The 17,219-nt window shown below is 72.5% G+C and carries 13 protein-coding genes; 10 read left to right on the top strand and 3 right to left on the bottom strand.

Annotated elements, in window-relative coordinates; all coding sequences use genetic code 11:
• Nucleotides 1–183: 183 nt before the first annotated feature.
• The gene (locus C1701_RS04150; RefSeq protein ID WP_051712811.1) at nucleotides 184–984 is read right to left on the bottom strand and encodes a maleylpyruvate isomerase family mycothiol-dependent enzyme; all 801 of its coding nucleotides are present in this window, start codon (nucleotides 982–984) and stop codon (nucleotides 184–186) included.
• Nucleotides 985–1,484: 500 nt separating this feature from the next.
• On the opposite strand from C1701_RS04150, the gene uvrA reads away from it, so the two are divergent.
• Complete coding sequence (uvrA, locus tag C1701_RS04145; RefSeq protein ID WP_026418441.1) at nucleotides 1,485–4,361, top strand: excinuclease ABC subunit UvrA; 2,877 nt, start codon at nucleotides 1,485–1,487, stop codon at nucleotides 4,359–4,361.
• 118 nt (nucleotides 4,362–4,479) lie between these two features.
• On the opposite strand, the gene C1701_RS04140 is transcribed toward uvrA, so the two are convergent.
• Entirely contained in the window at nucleotides 4,480–4,839 is a 360-nt protein-coding gene (locus tag C1701_RS04140; protein ID WP_051313845.1) for a DUF1844 domain-containing protein, read from the bottom strand.
• 246 nt (nucleotides 4,840–5,085) lie between these two features.
• Between C1701_RS04140 and infC the strand changes: the two genes are divergently transcribed.
• From infC to C1701_RS04110, 6 genes are all read left to right on the top strand, one after another.
• Nucleotides 5,086–5,679 (top strand): translation initiation factor IF-3, encoded by a 594-nt coding sequence (infC, locus tag C1701_RS04135; RefSeq protein ID WP_081715358.1) that lies wholly within the window; start codon nucleotides 5,086–5,088, stop codon nucleotides 5,677–5,679.
• A 103-nt stretch (nucleotides 5,680–5,782) separates the two neighbouring features.
• Entirely contained in the window at nucleotides 5,783–5,977 is a 195-nt protein-coding gene (gene rpmI, locus C1701_RS04130) for a 50S ribosomal protein L35 (protein WP_026418443.1), read from the top strand.
• Nucleotides 5,978–6,111: 134 nt separating this feature from the next.
• Complete coding sequence (rplT, locus tag C1701_RS04125; protein WP_016700250.1) at nucleotides 6,112–6,495, top strand: 50S ribosomal protein L20; 384 nt, start codon at nucleotides 6,112–6,114, stop codon at nucleotides 6,493–6,495.
• Nucleotides 6,496–6,557: 62 nt separating this feature from the next.
• Nucleotides 6,558–7,379 carry a TrmH family RNA methyltransferase gene (locus tag C1701_RS04120; protein WP_081715370.1) on the top strand — a complete coding sequence of 274 codons (822 nt, stop codon included), beginning with the start codon at nucleotides 6,558–6,560 and terminating at the stop codon, nucleotides 7,377–7,379.
• Between the two features lie 96 nt (nucleotides 7,380–7,475).
• Nucleotides 7,476–8,309, top strand: a complete 834-nt coding sequence (locus C1701_RS04115) for a TrmH family RNA methyltransferase (protein WP_026418445.1) — start codon at nucleotides 7,476–7,478, stop codon at nucleotides 8,307–8,309.
• A gap of 202 nt (nucleotides 8,310–8,511) precedes the next feature.
• Nucleotides 8,512–9,258: an rRNA methyltransferase gene (locus tag C1701_RS04110; protein WP_103055569.1), complete on the top strand. Its 747-nt coding sequence runs from the start codon at nucleotides 8,512–8,514 to the stop codon at nucleotides 9,256–9,258.
• A 12-nt stretch (nucleotides 9,259–9,270) separates the two neighbouring features.
• Here C1701_RS04110 and C1701_RS04105 read toward each other — a convergent pair whose 3' ends face one another.
• Nucleotides 9,271–10,929: a DUF262 domain-containing protein gene (locus C1701_RS04105; protein WP_103055568.1), complete on the bottom strand. Its 1,659-nt coding sequence runs from the start codon at nucleotides 10,927–10,929 to the stop codon at nucleotides 9,271–9,273.
• Nucleotides 10,930–11,321: 392 nt separating this feature from the next.
• Here C1701_RS04105 and pheS point away from each other — a divergent pair, with 392 nt between their 5' ends.
• The 3 genes from pheS to C1701_RS04090 all read left to right on the top strand — a co-directional run bounded on the left by pheS (nucleotide 11,322) and on the right by C1701_RS04090 (nucleotide 16,891).
• Complete coding sequence (gene pheS, locus C1701_RS04100; protein ID WP_026418447.1) at nucleotides 11,322–12,389, top strand: phenylalanine--tRNA ligase subunit alpha; 1,068 nt, start codon at nucleotides 11,322–11,324, stop codon at nucleotides 12,387–12,389.
• A gap of 50 nt (nucleotides 12,390–12,439) precedes the next feature.
• Complete coding sequence (gene pheT, locus C1701_RS04095) at nucleotides 12,440–14,989, top strand: phenylalanine--tRNA ligase subunit beta (RefSeq protein ID WP_026418448.1); 2,550 nt, start codon at nucleotides 12,440–12,442, stop codon at nucleotides 14,987–14,989.
• A 408-nt stretch (nucleotides 14,990–15,397) separates the two neighbouring features.
• A complete protein-coding gene (locus C1701_RS04090) occupies nucleotides 15,398–16,891 on the top strand; it encodes a wax ester/triacylglycerol synthase domain-containing protein (protein ID WP_337662132.1) in 1,494 nt (497 codons plus the stop codon).
• Nucleotides 16,892–17,219: the final 328 nt, after the last annotated feature.

Here is a 17,219-nt window from a genome sequence, read left to right as displayed (position 1 = left end):
CGCCGGCCCTGACCCGCCGTGATCGTTCTCGGGCAGGGCGCCAGGCGGAGCGGGTCCCGAGCGTCGGGGTTCCGAGGGGGGAGCGCACCGGGACGAGGGCGCGACGTCGCCGATGGCCGCGCAGCGCGGACCACCGCTCCTCGTGCCAGCGCGAGCGGGGGCCGGGCAGGTGGGCGTGAGCGCTCAGAACCAGGAGGGCAGCGCCGGCAGCCGCCCGGTGAGGCCTCGGCCCTCCGACCGGCCCGCCAGCCAGGCGAGCATCTCGGGCAGGGGCCCCCAGACCTCCTGCGCGGGCAGGTCCTCCCGGCCCGGGACGTGCCAGCGGTGCCGGGAGCCGTCCGGCAGCCCGGCCACGACGACCAGCGGTTCCGTGTCCCGGTGGTGGGTGAGGCGGCGCATCACGTGTTCCACCAGCGCGACCGACGTCGCCTCGGGGACGTCCGGGAAGTCCAGGCCCGAGTCGAGGTCGACGAGGTGGATCCACACCTCGCACAACCGCAGCCAGGGCACCTCCTCGGCGGGGAGCGGCTGGTCGTCGTCATCGGTGAGCCGCACCGCCCACGCCTCCGGGGGCAGGTTCGCCACCGCGTGGGCGAACCGCTGGCTGGAGGCCAGGACATCCTCGACCAGGAGCCGCCAGGAGCGGTCGGCCCCCTCGACGATGTCGGCGTCGCGGTCGTCCAGGCTCGGGTAGGGGGTGTGCTCGACGCCGGTCCTGGCCCAGAGCAGGAGGTTGGAGGCGGCGTCCGCCTGCCGGGACAGGTGCGTGAGCACGTGTGCCCTCGTCCACCCCGGAACCCGACTGGGACCGGCCACCGCCGCGTCGTCGAGGTCCATGACGGTGCGCAGCAGGGCGCGGTCCGCTTCGGCCAACAACGCCCGACCCGCCGCCGCGCGGCGGGCGGCGCTGGCCTGGTCGTCGCCCGTCTGCGCCGCCGTCACCGTCCAGTAGCCGGCGGCCGGAGCCGAGGAGGATGCGTTCATCTCGCCCCCTACCGGGGTTGGTGCCCGCTTGTGGGGACCAGCCTAGACCCGCTGCGGGGGGCGTGGCCTCACACGAACAGGGGGTAGATCGCCCAATTGGGTGACGGACCGTGACCGTCGTCTCGCGGCGTGGTGGACGCCAGCAGGAGTATCGTCCGACGAGGGGGCCCGGCTGGCCGGGGTCGACGCCGGCGGGCGACGCCTCGTTGGGGTCCGACGTGATCACCATGTGTGACCGCTTCCCGAGGTGGGCCGCGGGGGTCGGGCTCGCTCCGGCGGGTTCTGTCGGTGGCCGCGCCTAGCATGGGCGGGTCTGCCCCCTGCCTGGGTCCAGCCAGGCCGGACCGGTCGCCCAGCGACGCGGTCGGGGCCGCCGGGCCGATCGTGCTCGACGATGCCGAGGGACACGGGCAGACGACACGAACTCAGGACATCGCCGTACCCGTTCTCGAGGACGGCCGGCGGTTCTCACATCCATCATCAGGTGAAGGGACCACAGCGTGGCCGATCGCCTCGTCGTCCGCGGCGCTCGCGAGCACAATCTGAAGGGCGTCGACCTCGACCTGCCGAGGGACAGCCTCATCGTGTTCACCGGGTTGTCCGGCTCGGGCAAGTCCAGCCTGGCCTTCGACACGATCTTCGCCGAGGGCCAGCGGCGCTACGTGGAGTCACTGTCCGCCTACGCCCGCCAGTTCCTGGGGCAGATGGACAAGCCGGACGTGGACTTCATCGAGGGCCTCTCCCCCGCGGTGTCCATCGACCAGAAGTCCACGAGCCGGAACCCCCGTTCCACGGTCGGCACCATCACCGAGGTCTACGACTACCTCCGGCTGCTCTACGCGCGCGCCGGCAAGCCGCACTGCCCGACCTGCGGTGCGACGATCAGCCGGCAGACGCCGCAGCAGATCGTGGACCAGGTGCTCGACCTGGAGGAGGGCACCCGGTTCCAGGTGCTCGCGCCCGTCGTCCGGGGCCGCAAGGGCGAGTACGTCGACCTGTTCGCGGAGCTGCCCACCCAGGGTTACTCCCGGGTCCGCGTCGACGGGGTCGTGCACTCGCTGACCGACCCGCCGACGTTGAAGAAGCAGGAGAAGCACGACATCGAGGTCGTCATCGACCGGCTGTCGGTGAAGCCCACCGCGAAGCAGCGGCTCACCGACTCGGTGGAGACCGCCCTGCGCCTGGCCGACGGGCTCGTGGTGCTGGACTTCGTCGACCGCCCGGCGCACGACCCGGACCGGGAGCGCCGGTTCTCGGAGCGGATGGCCTGCCCCAACGGGCACGCCCTTGCCGTGGATGACCTCGAACCCCGTTCCTTCTCCTTCAACGCGCCCTACGGGGCCTGCCCGACGTGCACCGGCATCGGCGTCCGCAAGGAGGTCGACCCGGAACTGGTGGTCCCCGACGAGGAGCGGTCGCTGGTCGACGGCGCGATCGCCCCCTGGTCCACCGGGCAGAGCGCCGAGTACTTCACCCGCCTGCTCGAGTCGCTCTCGGAGACCGTCGGCTTCCGGATGGACGTCCCGTGGCGGCGGTTGCCGGCCAAGGTCCAGAAGGCGGTGCTGCACGGCGTGGACGAGCAGGTCCACGTGCGCTACCGCAACCGGTACGGCAGGCAACGGTCCTACTACGCGGCCTTCGAGGGCGTGATCCCGTTCCTGGAGCGTCGACTGGAGCAGACCGAGTCGGACGCGGCCAGGGAGAAGTACGAGGGCTACATGCGGGAGGTGCCCTGCCCCGCGTGCAAGGGGTCGAGGCTCAAGCCCGAGATCCTCGCCGTGACCCTCGACAACGCGGAGTTCGGCGAGAAGTCGATCGCCGAGGTGTGCGCCCTGAGCGTGGCCGAGTCCACCCGTTTCCTCGCCGGGCTCACCCTCGGGCCCCGGGAGGAGATGATCGCGGGTCGGGTGCTCAAGGAGATCGCGGCCCGCCTCGGCTTCCTGCTCGACGTCGGCTTGGACTACCTCTCACTCGACCGGGCCGCCGGCACCCTCTCCGGCGGGGAGGCGCAGCGCATCCGGCTGGCCACCCAGATCGGTTCGGGGTTGGTCGGGGTGCTCTACGTCCTGGACGAGCCCTCCATCGGCCTGCACCAGCGGGACAACCACCGCCTGATCGACACGCTGACCCGGCTGCGGGACCTCGGCAACACGCTGATCGTGGTGGAGCACGACGAGGACACCATCCGCAACGCCGACTGGGTCGTGGACGTCGGGCCCGGGGCCGGGGAGCGCGGCGGCCGGGTGGTGCACTCCGGCAGGTACGAGGAGCTGCTGGAGAACACCGCCTCCCTCACGGGTGACTACCTGGCCGGTCGGCACACCATCGCGGTGCCGACCGAGCGGCGCCGGATCGACCGGCGGCGGAAGTTGACCGTGGTCGGCGCCAGGGAGCACAACCTGCGGGGGATCGACGTCTCGTTCCCCCTCGGGGCGCTGGTGTCGGTCACCGGGGTGTCCGGATCGGGCAAGTCCACCCTGGTGAACGACATCCTCGCGAGGGTGCTGGCCAACCGCCTCAACGGCGCCCGGATGGTTCCGGGGCGGCACACCCGCGTCAACGGGCTCGACCAGGTCGACAAGCTGGTCCAGGTCGACCAGTCCCCGATCGGGCGGACGCCGAGGTCCAACCCGGCCACCTACACCGGCGTCTTCGACCACATCCGGAAGCTGTTCGCCGCCACCACCGAGGCGAAGGTCCGGGGCTACCAGCCGGGCCGCTTCTCGTTCAACGTGAAGGGCGGCCGCTGCGAGGCGTGCGCCGGTGACGGCACGATCAAGATCGAGATGAACTTCCTGCCCGACGTCTACGTGCCCTGCGAGGTCTGCCGGGGCGCCCGGTACAACCGGGAGACGCTGGAGGTGCACTACAAGGGCAGGACCATCGCCGAGGTCCTCGACATGCCCATCGAGGAGGCCGCCGACTTCTTCGAACCCATCAAGGCGATCCACCGGCACCTGAGCACCCTTGTCGACGTGGGGCTCGGCTACGTGCGGCTGGGCCAGCCGGCCCCCACCCTCTCCGGCGGCGAGGCGCAGCGCGTCAAGCTGGCGAGCGAGCTCCAGAAGCGGTCGACCGGGCGAACCGTCTACGTGCTCGACGAACCGACGACCGGTCTGCACTTCGAGGACATCCGCAAGCTCCTCGGGGTGGTCAACGGACTGGTCGACAAGGGGAACACGGTGATCGTCATCGAGCACAACCTCGACGTCATCAAGACCTCGGACTGGATCGTCGACATGGGGCCCGAAGGGGGTTCCGGTGGTGGCACGGTGGTGGCGCAGGGCACCCCGGAGGAGGTGGCCGTGAACCCCGACAGCCACACGGCGACGTTCCTGCGGCAGGTCCTCGACGTCCGCGAACCGGCCGGCGTCTGAGGCGCGGGTGGCCGGCCGTGGTGGCGGCCGGCCACTCCGACCCCCCGTCGTCTCGCCACCCGGGTGACGCGGCACCCGAGGCGGGGGCGCGCCGAGCGCCCCCTCGACGAGGAGCCGGTCAGCGCACCGGCCCGGTGTACTTCTCCCCGGGGCCCGCTCCGGGCGCGTCCGGGTGAGGGGACGTCTCGCGGAACGCCTTCTGCAGGGCCTGGAGCCCGTCGCGCATGGACGCGGCGTGCGGGCCCAGGTACTCGACCGAGGAGGTGACGAGCCCGGCCAGCGCGGTGATGAGGCGGCGGGCCTCGTCGAGGTCCCGCAGCTCGCTCCGCTCCGGGTCCTCGTCGGCCAGCCCGAGCCGTTCGGCGGCGGCGGACATCAGCATGACGGCGGCGCGGCTGATGACCTCGACGCTGGGGATCGTGGAGAGTTCGCGGACGTCCTGCTCGGCGTCCGAGTCTGCTGGCTGGTGCTCGTTCACGGCTGGTACCCTGACACGTGCGACCAGCCTCCGCGTCAGCGGGGGCGGCAAGTGGAGCACCGCTCCCACCCGGATCGCCGCGAGGTGGACGGGTCCGGTCCCCGGATCGCCGTCGGACGTCACGTCCGCACGGGATCCGGCTTCCCGCGTCGGACGCGGGAGCGTGCGCCGTGCGTGCGCGGACCGGTCGGAACGCGGGCCCCGAGTGTGTGAGCACCGGGGCTTTCTGGCGTTCACGGTGCGGCCATCGGCCCCGGCCGCAGACGTACGAAGAGCACGAACCGAGGAGGCCCCATCAGCGCCGACCCGCGCATCAACGACCGCATCCGCGTGCCGGAGGTCCGGTTGGTCGGACCCAACGGCGAGCAGGTCGGGATCGTCCGCATCGAGGACGCCCTCCGCCTGGCTGGTGAGTCGGATCTCGACCTCGTCGAGGTCGCACCGCAGGCACGCCCGCCGGTCTGCAAGCTCATGGACTACGGCAAGTTCAAGTACGAGAGCGCGCAGAAGGCACGCGAGTCGCGTCGCAACCAGCAGCTCACCGTGATCAAGGAGCAGAAGCTCCGGCCGAAGATCGACCCGCACGACTACGCGACCAAGAAGGGTCACGTGGCCCGGTTCCTCGGACAGGGGAACAAGGTCAAGGTGACCATCATGTTCCGCGGTCGTGAGCAGTCCCGGCCCGAGTTGGGTTTCCGACTGTTGCAGAGGTTGGCGGACGACGTGGCCGAGCTGGGCTTCGTGGAGGCGACTCCGAAGCAGGACGGCCGCAACATGATCATGGTGCTGGCCCCGCACAAGAACGCCAAGCCGACGCGTGCGAAGGGCGACTCGGAGTAACCGAGCGCGCCGGCACGCCCAGCGTGGTCCGGCAGCCCCCGGGCTGCCGGATCGCCGCTGACCCGCTCGGTCACCCGGGTGGGACGAACGATTGAGGACGGACATGCCGAAGCAGAAGACGCACAGCGGTGCATCGAAGCGTTTCCGGGTGACCGGTACCGGCAAGCTGCGCCGCGAGCGCGCTGGCCGCCGCCACCTCCTGGAGCGCAAGGAGACCCGGCTCACCCGCCGGTTGGAGGGCACCGCCGTCGTCGCCAAGAACGACGTGCCCAAGGTGAAGAAGCTCCTCGGTCTCTGAGACGGACCGGCGTGCTCCGCGCCACCTGACCCCGCCTCGGGCGGCGGACGGGACGGCGCGGCACCGCAACCAGCACTGACCCAGACCCCCAGGAGTGGCGTCATGCCGCTCCGAGAGATCGACAGGACGGAACCGTGGCACGCGTCAAGCGGGCGGTCAACGCCCAAAAGAAGCGCCGCACGACTCTCGAACTGGCCAGCGGTTACCGCGGCCAGCGGTCCCGGCTGTACCGCAAGGCCAAGGAGCAGGTGCTCCACTCGCTCAACTACGCCTACCGGGACCGGCGGGCGCGCAAGGGCGACTTCCGCAAGCTGTGGATCACCCGGATCAACGCGGCCGCTCGTCAGAACGGCCTGACCTACAACCGGCTGATCCAGGGCCTGAAGCTCGCCGATGTCCAGGTAGACCGGAAGATCCTGGCCGAGCTCGCCGTGAGCGACCCGGCCGCCTTCACCGCGCTGGTCGAGGTCGCCAAGGCCAACCTGCCCGCCACCCCGGCAGCCGAGGAAGCCGCCTGACCGGCAGGGACACCGGCGCCCGCCAGACGGGTGACATCGGACCACGACCCGGGGACGCTTCGATCCGGTACACGGAACGAACGCCCCGGGTCGTCGCCGCGAGGCGGCTGACCAGGAGGACCGGCCGGGAGCGGGCCGGCCGTTTCCTGGCCGAGGGCGCGCAGGCGGTCCGCGAGGCGCTCCGGTGGGCCGCCGACGGCGGGGGCCGGGTGCACGAGCTCTTCGTCACCGACCCGGCCTCTGGGCGCAATCCCGAGCTGGTGGCCTCGGCCCACGTCGCCGGGGTCCCGGTGAGCCCGCTGACCGAGCGCGCGGCCGACGGTCTGTCCGAGACGGTCACCCCCCAGGGGATCGTGGCGGTCTGCGACCTGGTGGAGGTTCCGCTCCGAGCCGCGCTGAACGGTCAGCCGAGGCTGGTCGCCGTGCTCGCCGGTATCGCGGACCCGGGCAACGCCGGCACGGTCCTCCGGGTGGCCGACGCCGCCGGTGCCGACGCGGTCGTCTTCGCGGGCGACACCGTCGACCCGCACAACGGCAAGTGCGTCCGGGCGTCCACCGGAAGCCTGTTCCACCTGCCGGTCGCTCGGTCCCGCGATCTCGACGCCGTGACGAGCGCCTGCCGGGCGGCGGGCCTGCGACTGGTCGCCGCCGACGGGAAGGGCGACGCCGACCTCCACGACGAGGAGGTCGCCACCACCCTCCGGCGACCGACGGCGTGGGTCTTCGGCAGCGAGGCCCACGGGGTGCCAGCCGAGGTCCTCGCCTCGGTGGACACCACCGTCCGCGTCCCCCTGTACGGGGCGGCGGAGAGCCTGAACCTGGGCACGGCCGCCGCGGTCTGCCTCTACGCCACGGCCAGGGAGCAACGGGCGCCGCGTCCCTGACCCGTCGTCCCGGCCGCCCGGCCCCCGGAGCACCAGCCCCCTGGGGCCACCGACATCCCTTCCGCCCCGGCAGGGGGCGTCGCACGGAGAGGCGAGATGGCGAAACCGCTGCGGATCACCACCCGCAACGCACGCTTCCAGCAGTGGCAGGCCCTGCTCACCAACCGCACCAAGCGGCAACGGGCCGGCGAGTTCGTCGTGCAGGGCGTTCGCCCGATCTCCCTCGCGGTCGAGCACGGCTGGCGGGTGCGCAGCCTGCTGTTCGACCACGAGCGACGGCTCTCCCGCTGGGCCAGCGAGCTGCTGGGGAGCGTCGACGCGGAGCGTGTCGCGATGGCCCCGGACCTGCTCCGCGAACTCGGTGAGAAAGCCGAGGAGACCCCCGAGCTGGTGGCGGTCGTCGAACAGCGCCCCGACGACCTCGACCGCCTGGTCACCGGGCCGGACTTCCTCGGTGTGGTCTTCGACCGCCCCTCCACCCCGGGCAACATCGGTGCCCTGGTGCGGTCGGCCGATGCCTTCGGCGCCTCCGGTCTCATCACCACCGGGCACTCCGCCGACGCCTACGACCCCCGGTCGGTGCGCGGCAGCACCGGATCGCTGTTCTCCCTGCCCGTCGTCCGATCGCCCAGCCACCGCGAGGTAGCCAGGTGGGTCGGATCGTCGCGGGACACCGGGCTGCCGCTCGCCGTCGTCGGCACCGACGAGCACGGCACGGTGGACATCGACGAGTACGACCTCACCGGTCCGACGTTGCTGCTCGTGGGCAACGAGACCACCGGCCTCAGCGCGGCGTGGCGGGAGGCCTGCGACGTGCTGGTCCGCATCCCGATCACCGGTGCGGCCAGCTCGTTGAACGCCGCCAACGCGGGCAGCGTCGCGCTCTACGAGGCCGCGCGGCAGCGGGCACGGGCACCGCGAGCACGGTGAGCACGGTGAGGGGCCGCGGACGCCCACCCCGGCCCTCGGACGCCCCGGGGGCGTCGGCCGGCCGGGCCGGCGGCGGGAGTTGGGCGGTGCCCGCCCAGGCCCGCGCCTCGGGCGGCCGGGGCGTGCCACCCGCCGCGTTCCGAGGTGACGGCTCCCACCAGGACGACCGCACGCCGAACCTCGAGGTGGGAGGAGACCGGCCGTGGGCTACCAGCACGCGGTGACCCGCGAGAACTACCAGGACCTCGCCAGCGGGGCCGTGCTCCGGTCGGCACCGGGGCTACCGGCGTTCCCGGTGCGCCTGGCCTCCGAGGTGTTCCAACGGGCGGTGGCCCTGCGGGGTCGGTCCGGACCGGTGACGGTGTGGGACCCGTGCTGCGGCAGTGGTTACCTGTTGACCGTGCTCGGCCTCCTGCACCGAGCTGACCTCTCCGCCGTGGTGGCCTCCGACTTGGACGAGCGCGCGCTGTCCCTGGCCCGGGCGAACCTCGCTCTGCTGAGCGACCGGGGCCTGACCGCCCGCGCGGCCGAGCTGCGGGCCCTCGCCGAGCGGCACGGCAAACCCGGTTACCGGGAGACGGCCGACACCGCGCTGCGGCTGCGGGCCCGTCTCGCCGAGGGCGGGGACGTACCGGTGACGGTCCTGGCGGCTGATGCCTTCGATCCGGCGCCCGCCGTGGCCGACCGCTTCCGGGATGGTCCGCCCGACATCGTGGTCACCGACGTCCCCTACGGGGAGCGCACCGACTGGCTCGGCCCGGCCGCCTCGGGTGGCACGGCGGGCATGCTGGGCGCGGTCGCCTCGGTCGTCCCGGCGGAGACGGTGCTCGTCGTGGCCACCCGAGGTCGGAAGGTCCCGCTGGCCGGTCCCCGCCCCGCCGGGTCGCTCCGCGTCGGTACCCGGGCCGTCGCCCTCCTCCGGGCCGGCCAGGTCGTCGATCCGTCCTGACGTCGCCGGGCGTCAGTCCTCGGGCGCCTCCGAGTCCCACGCGCACCTCTCGGCCACGAACCTCGCGGCATCGTCCTGGAGCACCTCGGTCCGGGACTCGATGAAGTCGTCCCACCTCTCCTCGAGGAGAAGTCGTTCGGTCTCGTTCGTCAGGCCGTGGGACCTGAGGACGAGGCGCCAGGTGTCCGGCGTGACCTCCCGTGGCCGCACGGCCAGGCAACTGTCGAGTTCGTTGACGGGTACCGCCTCGTCCGGCAGGAGAACCCTGTTGGCGGCCCAGTCCTGGTGCTCCTCTTTCAGGCTCCGCCGCGGGACCACTTGGGGTGAGGCCGACGCCGCGGTGGGGCTGTCCCCGAGGAACGAGGACAGCTGGGAGTGCCCATACCGTTGGCCGGTGATCGGAGAACGGGGTCCGATAGACCACCAAGCGCTCAGCAGGATCTTCGTCTCCGCCGAGTTCGTCCTGAACCTGGTCAGCGTCGGCGCCCGCAAGCCGCCGGGGGGAGTATCCGCGGCGTCGACCAGCGCCGACACCGACGCGGCCTCGTCGTCGGACCGGACCTTCGCGCACAACGCGCGGACCGTGCTCATCACGCTGCCCCGCCCAGTGAGCGGACCACGAACGGCCTCCCGCCAATACCACCGGGCCAGCAGGACGCGCGACCGTCGTGATGGTTCCGGATGGTGCGCGAAGAAACGGGTCATGACTACGAGGAGGTAGCGGTAGGCGAGCAGGCTCACGTGCGGGACCCCGACCTCTTCCCGGAGGAAGACGACGGCTCGCTCCAGCGCCCGGGCCCCGGCGGCGAAGGCGGTGTCGCGATCCTCTCCCCGGAAGTCGAACACGCCCCGGCGCTCGTGGTTGCTGAACTCGACCCGGAGATCACGTGCGACATCAGGGCCTCTTCTGGCGAGTACTCCCTGCAGGACCGTGTTGCTGTCCAGGAGCCCGAAACCGAGCCCTCCACTGATGGCGTTGGCGATTCCATCGATGGTCAGGTTGCTTTCGTGGGAGTTCTCGTCGCCCGCGTACAGCGCGGAGAACACCTCGGCTCGTCGCAGTCGCTTCCCGTAGTTGTTCATCCGATCGAAAATGTCCTGGAGGACGGCTACCTCGTCGTGTTTCACCAGGTAGGCCGGCACGCTGAATTGCCGGATTTTCCTGGCGAGGGAGGTGGCCTCGTCGAGGTGCTCGGTGAGTTCCGGATGCTCCGCGAACCAGCGGAGGAGTCTCTGGAGGTCGAAGATGACCGGAAGCGGGACGACCCAGGGGTCCTGGCTGTGAGGGCGCAGCGAGAATTCTCTGGCCCGGAGGTCGTAGGCGATTCGGAATCGTGGGTCGTTGGCACCGTCCGGATGCAGCACGTTGGCCAGGCTTGTCAGGCGTTGTTGGCCGTCGACGACCCACAGGGCCTCGTTGGTGGCCGGTGCTTCGATCTCCAGTTGGCCGAGTTTGAGCAGCTGCGAAGCCGCGGGCCGGGACCACAGGAGCAGGCTGCCCACCGGGTACCCGCGAACGATGCTGTCGAAGAGGCGGATGACGTCCTGCCGGTCCCAGCGGAACTCCCGCTGGAAGTGCGGTATCCGCAGGCGGCCCGCCCAGGCTTCGCCCAGGAGTTTCTCCAGGTCGAAGGTGGTCGCCGTCGGTCGTGTCTGGAGCGAATCGGTCATCTCAACACCTGGGGGATTCGCGGGGAAATATCCCAGGAATGATGGTTCAGCTCGTTACTCCCCGCTATCCCCCTTCCGGGTAGTCCTTTCGCGAAAAACGCGGTCGCTCCCCGTCGCGTGGCTGGGCGAGAATTCGGAGACGGCCTGCCCGCCGACTCGTGGCTCAACGCTGACCGCCGACCGCGGTCGCGTGTCGGCCTGGGATGCCCGGCGGACATCAGGGGTGCACGCGCGTCCGCGCTCCTGATCGCGGCTCCCGGAACCAGATGTCACTCGGGGTGCGGGTTCGGGCACCGGTGAGCGCGGTCCGTAATGCGGTCGACGAGGGGGTGAACCGACGGCTTAGGATCGGACTGTTCAGCACCCCTGCGACCCGGGAGTCAACCGCGGCCATGTCCGGAGCCAACGACAGCTACGACCCCAAGGAGGTCGCCGCACTCGCGCCGGAGACCCTGGCACGCGCGGTGGAGGACGCGGCGTCCGAGTTCGCTGCTGCCGGTGACCTCGACGAACTCCGGGCGATCAAGCCGGCGCACCTGGGTGATCGCTCCCCGCTGCTGACGGCGCGTCGGGAGATCGGCGCCCTGCCCCCCGCCGCCCGGTCGGAGGCGGGCAAGCGGGTCAACGAGGCGCGGACGAGGATCGAGGCGCTGTTCCAGGAGCGGCTGACCGTCGTGGAGGCCGAGCGGGACGAGCGCGTCCTGCGGGAGGAGACCGTCGACGTCTCGCTGCCCTGGGACCAGGTGGCCCCGGGAGCGCGGCACCCGATCACGGCCCTGTCCGAGACGGTCGCCGACGTCTTCGTCGGCATGGGCTACGAGGTCGCCGAGGGGCCCGAGCTGGAGACCGAGTGGTTCAACTTCGACGCGTTGAACTTCGGCAAGGACCACCCGGCCCGCACCATGCAGGACACCTTCCACGTCGCCCCGGAAGGCTCCGACCTCGTGCTGCGCACGCACACCTCACCGGTGCAGGTGCGCTCGCTGCTGGACCGCGAGCTTCCCGTCTACGTCGTCTGCCCCGGCCGGACCTACCGGACCGACGAGCTGGACGCCACGCACACCCCGGTCTTCCACCAGGTCGAGGGCCTGGCCGTCGACAGGGGCATCACGATGGCCCACCTCAAGGGGACGCTGGACGCCTTCGCGCGCGGCGTGTTCGGTCCCGACTCCCGGACGCGGCTGCGACCGTCGTTCTTCCCCTTCACCGAGCCCTCCGCCGAGGTCGACGTGTGGTTCCCGGAGAAGAAGGGCGGGGCCGGCTGGGTCGAGTGGGGCGGCTGCGGCATGGTGAACCCGAACGTGCTGCGTGCCTGCGGTGTCGACCCGGACGTCTACTCCGGTTTCGCGTTCGGCATGGGCCTGGAGCGCACCCTCCAGTTCCGGAACGGCCTGCCCGACATGCGGGACATGGTCGAGGGTGACGTCCGGTTCACCCTCCCCTTCGGCGTCCAGGGCTGAGCGCTCGGCCGCGAGTCACCAACCGCCTCTTCGCAGAAAGGCACTAGCGCGTGCGTATCCCGGTTTCCTGGCTTGCCCAGCACCTGGAGTTGCCGGAGGACACCACTCCGGAGCAGCTGGCCGACGCCTTCGTCCGGGTCGGCCTCGAAGTGGAGGACGTCACGTCCCTGGAGCCGGTCACCGGTCCCCTCGTGATCGGACGGGTCGCCGAGATCGAGGAGCTGACCGGGTTCAAGAAGCCGATCCGGCACTGCCGGGTCGAGGTCGGAACCGTGCCGGCGTCCCCCGACCAGGGCCAGGAGGCCGACGAGCCGGACGGGAACTCGGGCGAGGACGCCGTCGGGCGGCCAGACCTGCGGGAGATCGTCTGCGGCGCCACCAACTTCCGGGAGGGCGACCTCGTCGTCGTCGCGCTGCCCGGCACCGTGCTGCCCGGCGGCTTCGAGATCTCCGCGCGCCGCACCTACGGTCGGACCAGCGACGGCATGATCTGCTCCGCCAAGGAGCTGGGCCTCGGCGACGACCACACCGGCATCCTCGTGCTCCCCTCGGGAACCGCCGAACCGGGTACCCCCGCCGCCGGGCTGCTGGGCCTCGACGACACGGTGATCGAACTCGCGATCACCCCGGACCGGGGTTACTGCTTCTCGGTTCGCGGACTGGCCAGGGAACTGTCCTGCGCCTTCGACACCCCCTTCGCCGATCCGGCCAAGGTCGACGTCCGGGAGGCTGCCGGGGAGGCCTGGCCGACCTCGATCCGGGACGAGGACCGCGCCCCGCGCTTCGTGCTGACCCGGTTGACCAGTCTCGACCCCACCGCGCCCACCCCGTGGTGGATGCGGCGGCGCCTGATGTTGGCCGGTATCCGGTCGATCTCCCTGGCCGTGGACGTCACCAACTACGTCATGCTCGAACTCGGGCAGCCGCTGCACGCCTTCGACACCACCGCCCTGCGCGGTGACCTGGTCGTCCGGCGCGCGGAGCCGGGCGAGAAGCTGCGCACCCTGGACGGGACGACCAGGGATCTGGATCCCGACGACACGGTGATCTGCGACGACTCGGGGCCGATCTCGTTGGCCGGCGTCATGGGCGGTGAGACGACGGAGATCGGTCCGAACACCACGGACGTGCTGTTGGAGGCCGCGAGCTGGGAGCCGGCGAGCATCGCCAGGACGGTGCGGCGGCACAAGCTGCCGAGCGAGGCCGCGAAGCGTTTCGAGCGCAGCGTGGACCCCGCCCTGCCGGCCAAGGCCCTCGAGCGCGCCATGACGCTGCTGGTCCGCTACGGGGAGGCCACGGTGCACCGGGGGCGGACCGATCTCGGCGCCATCCGCCGGCCGGCGGCGGTCACGATGGCCCTGGACCTGCCGGACCGGGTCGCCGGTGTCCGCTACGAACGGGGTGTCACCGCCCGGCGCCTGAGCCAGATCGGCTGCCACATCGAGGTCAGCACCGTCGAGGGCGCCGCGGTGGTCACGGCGCTGCCGCCGACCTGGCGGCCGGACCTCGTCCAACCCGCGGACCTGGTCGAGGAGGTCCTGCGGCTGGAGGGCTACGACACCATTCCCTCCGTGCTGCCGACGGCGCCGGCCGGTCGGGGCCTCACACCGGGGCAGCGGCGTCAGCGCGCCGTGTCGAAGGCGCTCGCGCACGCGGGCTACGTGGAGACCCTGCCGTTCCCGTTCGTGTCCTCCTCGGTGTGGGACGACTTCGGCCTCGACGAGGACGACCAGCGGCGTCGGACGATGTCGCTGCTCAACCCGTTGGAGGCGGACCGCGCCGAGCTGACGACGACGGTACTGCCGGGCCTGCTGGACGCGGTCACCCGCAACGTGTCCCGTGGCCGCCGGGACCTGGCGCTGTTCCACGTCGGTCAGGTCTTCCGCGCGAAGGACGAGCAGCCCCCGGTGCCCCCCGTGGCGGCGACCGGGCGGCCGTCGGACGAGGAGATCGGGGCGCTGCACGCGGCGCTGCCCGAGCAGCCGGTGCACGTCGCCGTCGTCCTCGCCGGGCAGCGGGAACTCCCGGGGTGGTGGGGCTCGGGGCGTGCCGCCGGGTGGGCTGACGCTGTCGAGGCCGCCCGGTTGGTGGCACGGCACGCCGAGGTCCCCCTGCGGGTGCGGTCGGCCGAGTACGCGCCGTGGCACCCGGGTCGGTGCGCCGAGCTGTTGGTGGGCGACGAGGTCGTCGGTCATGCGGGCGAGTTGCACCCGAAGGTGGTGTCGGCGCTGGGCCTTCCGGCGAGGACCTGCGCGATGGAGCTGAACCTGGACGCGCTTCCCCTCGTCGAACGCCGGCCGGCGCCCCGGGTGTCGGCCTACCCGCCGGTCCTGCTCGACCTGGCGCTGGTCGTGGACGCCTCGGTCCCGGCGGCCGAGGTCACCGAGGCGGTGCGCGCCGGCGCGGGGCCGTTGTTGGAGGAGGCCCGGCTGTTCGACGTCTACGAGGGCGAGCAGCTCGGCGCGGGCAAGCGATCCCTGGCCTTCGCGTTGAGGCTGCGGGCGTCCGACCGCACGCTGACGGTCGAGGAGGCCACCGAGGCCCGGGACGCCGCGGTGGCCGCCGCCGCCGACCGGTTCGGCGCGACCCTCCGGGGCTGAGGACGTCCGAGGTGGGGTCGGCCGTCCGACTGCGGTGTCCGGCCCCGCTTCCGCGGGTCGACGGAGGTGTGGGCCTCGGGGCGGGACGCCGGCCGGAGCCGGGCGACGGCCCCGGGGCCCGACACCGGCTCCCCTCAGGTCCGGGGGAGGGCACTCGCGGCGGTGTCGGCCCGTGCGAGAGGCGCGGTGCCGCGCTCGCCGGCGGGCTCACGCCGCAGGCGAGGTGTTCACGGTGAGTGCCCGATAGTCCTCCGTTGATCACGCACGGTAGGATTTCGGGGCTCGTGGCGGCACCGGTCACCCCACCCGGGGTCGCCGGTCCGCCGTCCGCCCGTTCCGGCCCCGACGACCGTGGAGTGGCCCGTGCCCGACCCAACCGACGTGGCGCCCTCGAGAGGAACCGACCGCGTGCCGCCGGTGCTGGGCGGTCCCAGGACTGGGCGCCTCACAGGCCTCGACGGTTCCTTCCTCGCCTACGCCCGGCCGCGGAGCGGGGCGCACGCCGACGTCGGCGCGGTGCTGGAAGTGCGGGGCACCCCGCCGAGCGTCGCCGAGTTGCGCGCCGAGATCGCCGGTCGGGTGGGTGCGACGCCAGGCCTGCGGTGGGGGCTCGGCCGGTCGGGTCTGGTGCGGCATCCGCGCTGGCGTCCGCAGCGGACGCCCGACGTGGAACGCCTCGTCGAGCACCTCGTCCCGTCGGACGGCTCCGGAGAGGACGGCCTCCGGGAGGTGCTCGCGGATCTGCTGCCCCAGCCCGTCCCCGAGCGGGACCCGTGGCGGATCTCCCTCGTCACCGGGTACGCCGACGACGAGTTCGCCGTCGTCGTGCGGGTTCGGCACGCCACCCACGACGGTGTGAACGTCGTCCGGCTGCTGCGGGACGTGTTCGGCGAGGGGGCGTCGCCCCCGAGCGCGGGTCGCGCCGCCCCTCGGCGGGCCGGCAACCCGTGGCGAGGGATGGGGATCGTCTGCCGGGACCTGCTCAGCCCCACCGATCCCGCGCCCCCGCTGGAACCTGCCGGTGCGCCCCGGCGGTGGCGTTTCGCGGATGTCCCGCTGTCGTGGCTGACCGACCTCGCCCGGGCCGCCGGGGTCACCGTGAACGACGTGTTCCTCACCGCCTGGGCGATCGCGGTGACCCGGCACCTGCTGGTCCGGGGGGAACGTCCGCCGGCGGAACTGAGCCTGCTGATGCCGGTGGACACCGGCGACGGCGACCGCCCTCCGCTCGGCAACCACCTCGCGCCCGTGCGGGTGCGGATCCCGTTGGGCGACGGTGGCGCGGACGCGGCCGATCCGGCCCGGCTGCTCACCACGGTCCACGCCCTGACCGCCCGCATCAAGAGCACCCGCCGGGCCTGGCACGTCGCCGCCCTGCTCCGCCTCACCGACTTCCTGCCGAACCTCGTCCTGGGCCTCCCGCACCACCTCTACTGCCGGTCGCGAACGTTCCACTGCGTGGTGACGAACCTTCGGGGCCCGGTCGAACCGCTGCGTGTCGGGGCGAGCGGGGTCCGGCGGGTCGCCCTCCTGCCGATGACCTACCGGGCGCTGGGCCTCTCGGTCGCGTTCGCCAGCACCGGCGGCGTCGGGACCCTCACCGTGGTCGACACCAGCGCGGCCGACGTGGATGGTGACCTCCCCGGCCGGTGGGTCGCCGCCCTGGGCGAACTCGGGGCGGCGCTGGGGGTCGAGACCGATCAACCGGCCTCGCCGGCAGAGGCGGCGCCCCCCGCTCCGTCGCGAGCCGTCGTGGCCACGGGCGGCTCCGGTGAGCCGGCCGTGGACGGCCCTCCCGCCTCGGACACGGCTCCGCCACCCGCTCCGGGCATCGGGACTTCCGGGGACGGTGCGGGGCCGGGGCAGCCGCTGTCGGACACCGGCGTAGCGGCCGACACCTGAGCGGCGCCGGGTCCCGGTGCCGCCCCGGCGCGACGACCGGTGTCGGCAACGGACCGGAACGGAGCCCGGCGGAACCCGGCCCTGGCGGAGGGGAGTGTGCTTCCCGGTTCAGCCGGAGTGGGGGCCGGTCGTCGGGGTGCGGAGACCGGGTCGCGGACGCGGCGCGAGGGTCACCGGCCGGTGGTGTGGTGTGGCGGTGCTCGGGAGTGGCCCCGCGCCGAACCGGGCGCGGTGGGCGGTTGACGAGCGACGGCGCACCAGGGCGGGACGGGTGGTCCGCTCGCCGCCGGATACCGGCCCGGCGTGGCCCGTGGGGGCGGCGGCGAGT

It is taken from the genome of Actinoalloteichus sp. AHMU CJ021, assembly GCF_002895405.1.
GTDB lineage: Bacteria > Actinomycetota > Actinomycetes > Mycobacteriales > Pseudonocardiaceae > Actinoalloteichus_B > Actinoalloteichus_B caeruleus.
This window is presented reverse-complemented; position numbering and strand designations above follow the sequence as displayed.

What these genes read in the sequence shown, in the direction of transcription:
- C1701_RS04150 (WP_051712811.1), bottom strand. Translation starts at nt 984, where the DNA reads ATGAACGCATCCTCCTCGGCTCCGGCCGCCGGCTACTGGACGGTGACG.
- C1701_RS04115 (WP_026418445.1), top strand. Translation starts at nt 7,476, where the DNA reads ATGGCGAAACCGCTGCGGATCACCACCCGCAACGCACGCTTCCAGCAG.
- C1701_RS04105 (WP_103055568.1), bottom strand. Translation starts at nt 10,929, where the DNA reads ATGACCGATTCGCTCCAGACACGACCGACGGCGACCACCTTCGACCTG.
- rpmI (WP_026418443.1), top strand. Translation starts at nt 5,783, where the DNA reads ATGCCGAAGCAGAAGACGCACAGCGGTGCATCGAAGCGTTTCCGGGTG.
- pheS (WP_026418447.1), top strand. Translation starts at nt 11,322, where the DNA reads ATGTCCGGAGCCAACGACAGCTACGACCCCAAGGAGGTCGCCGCACTC.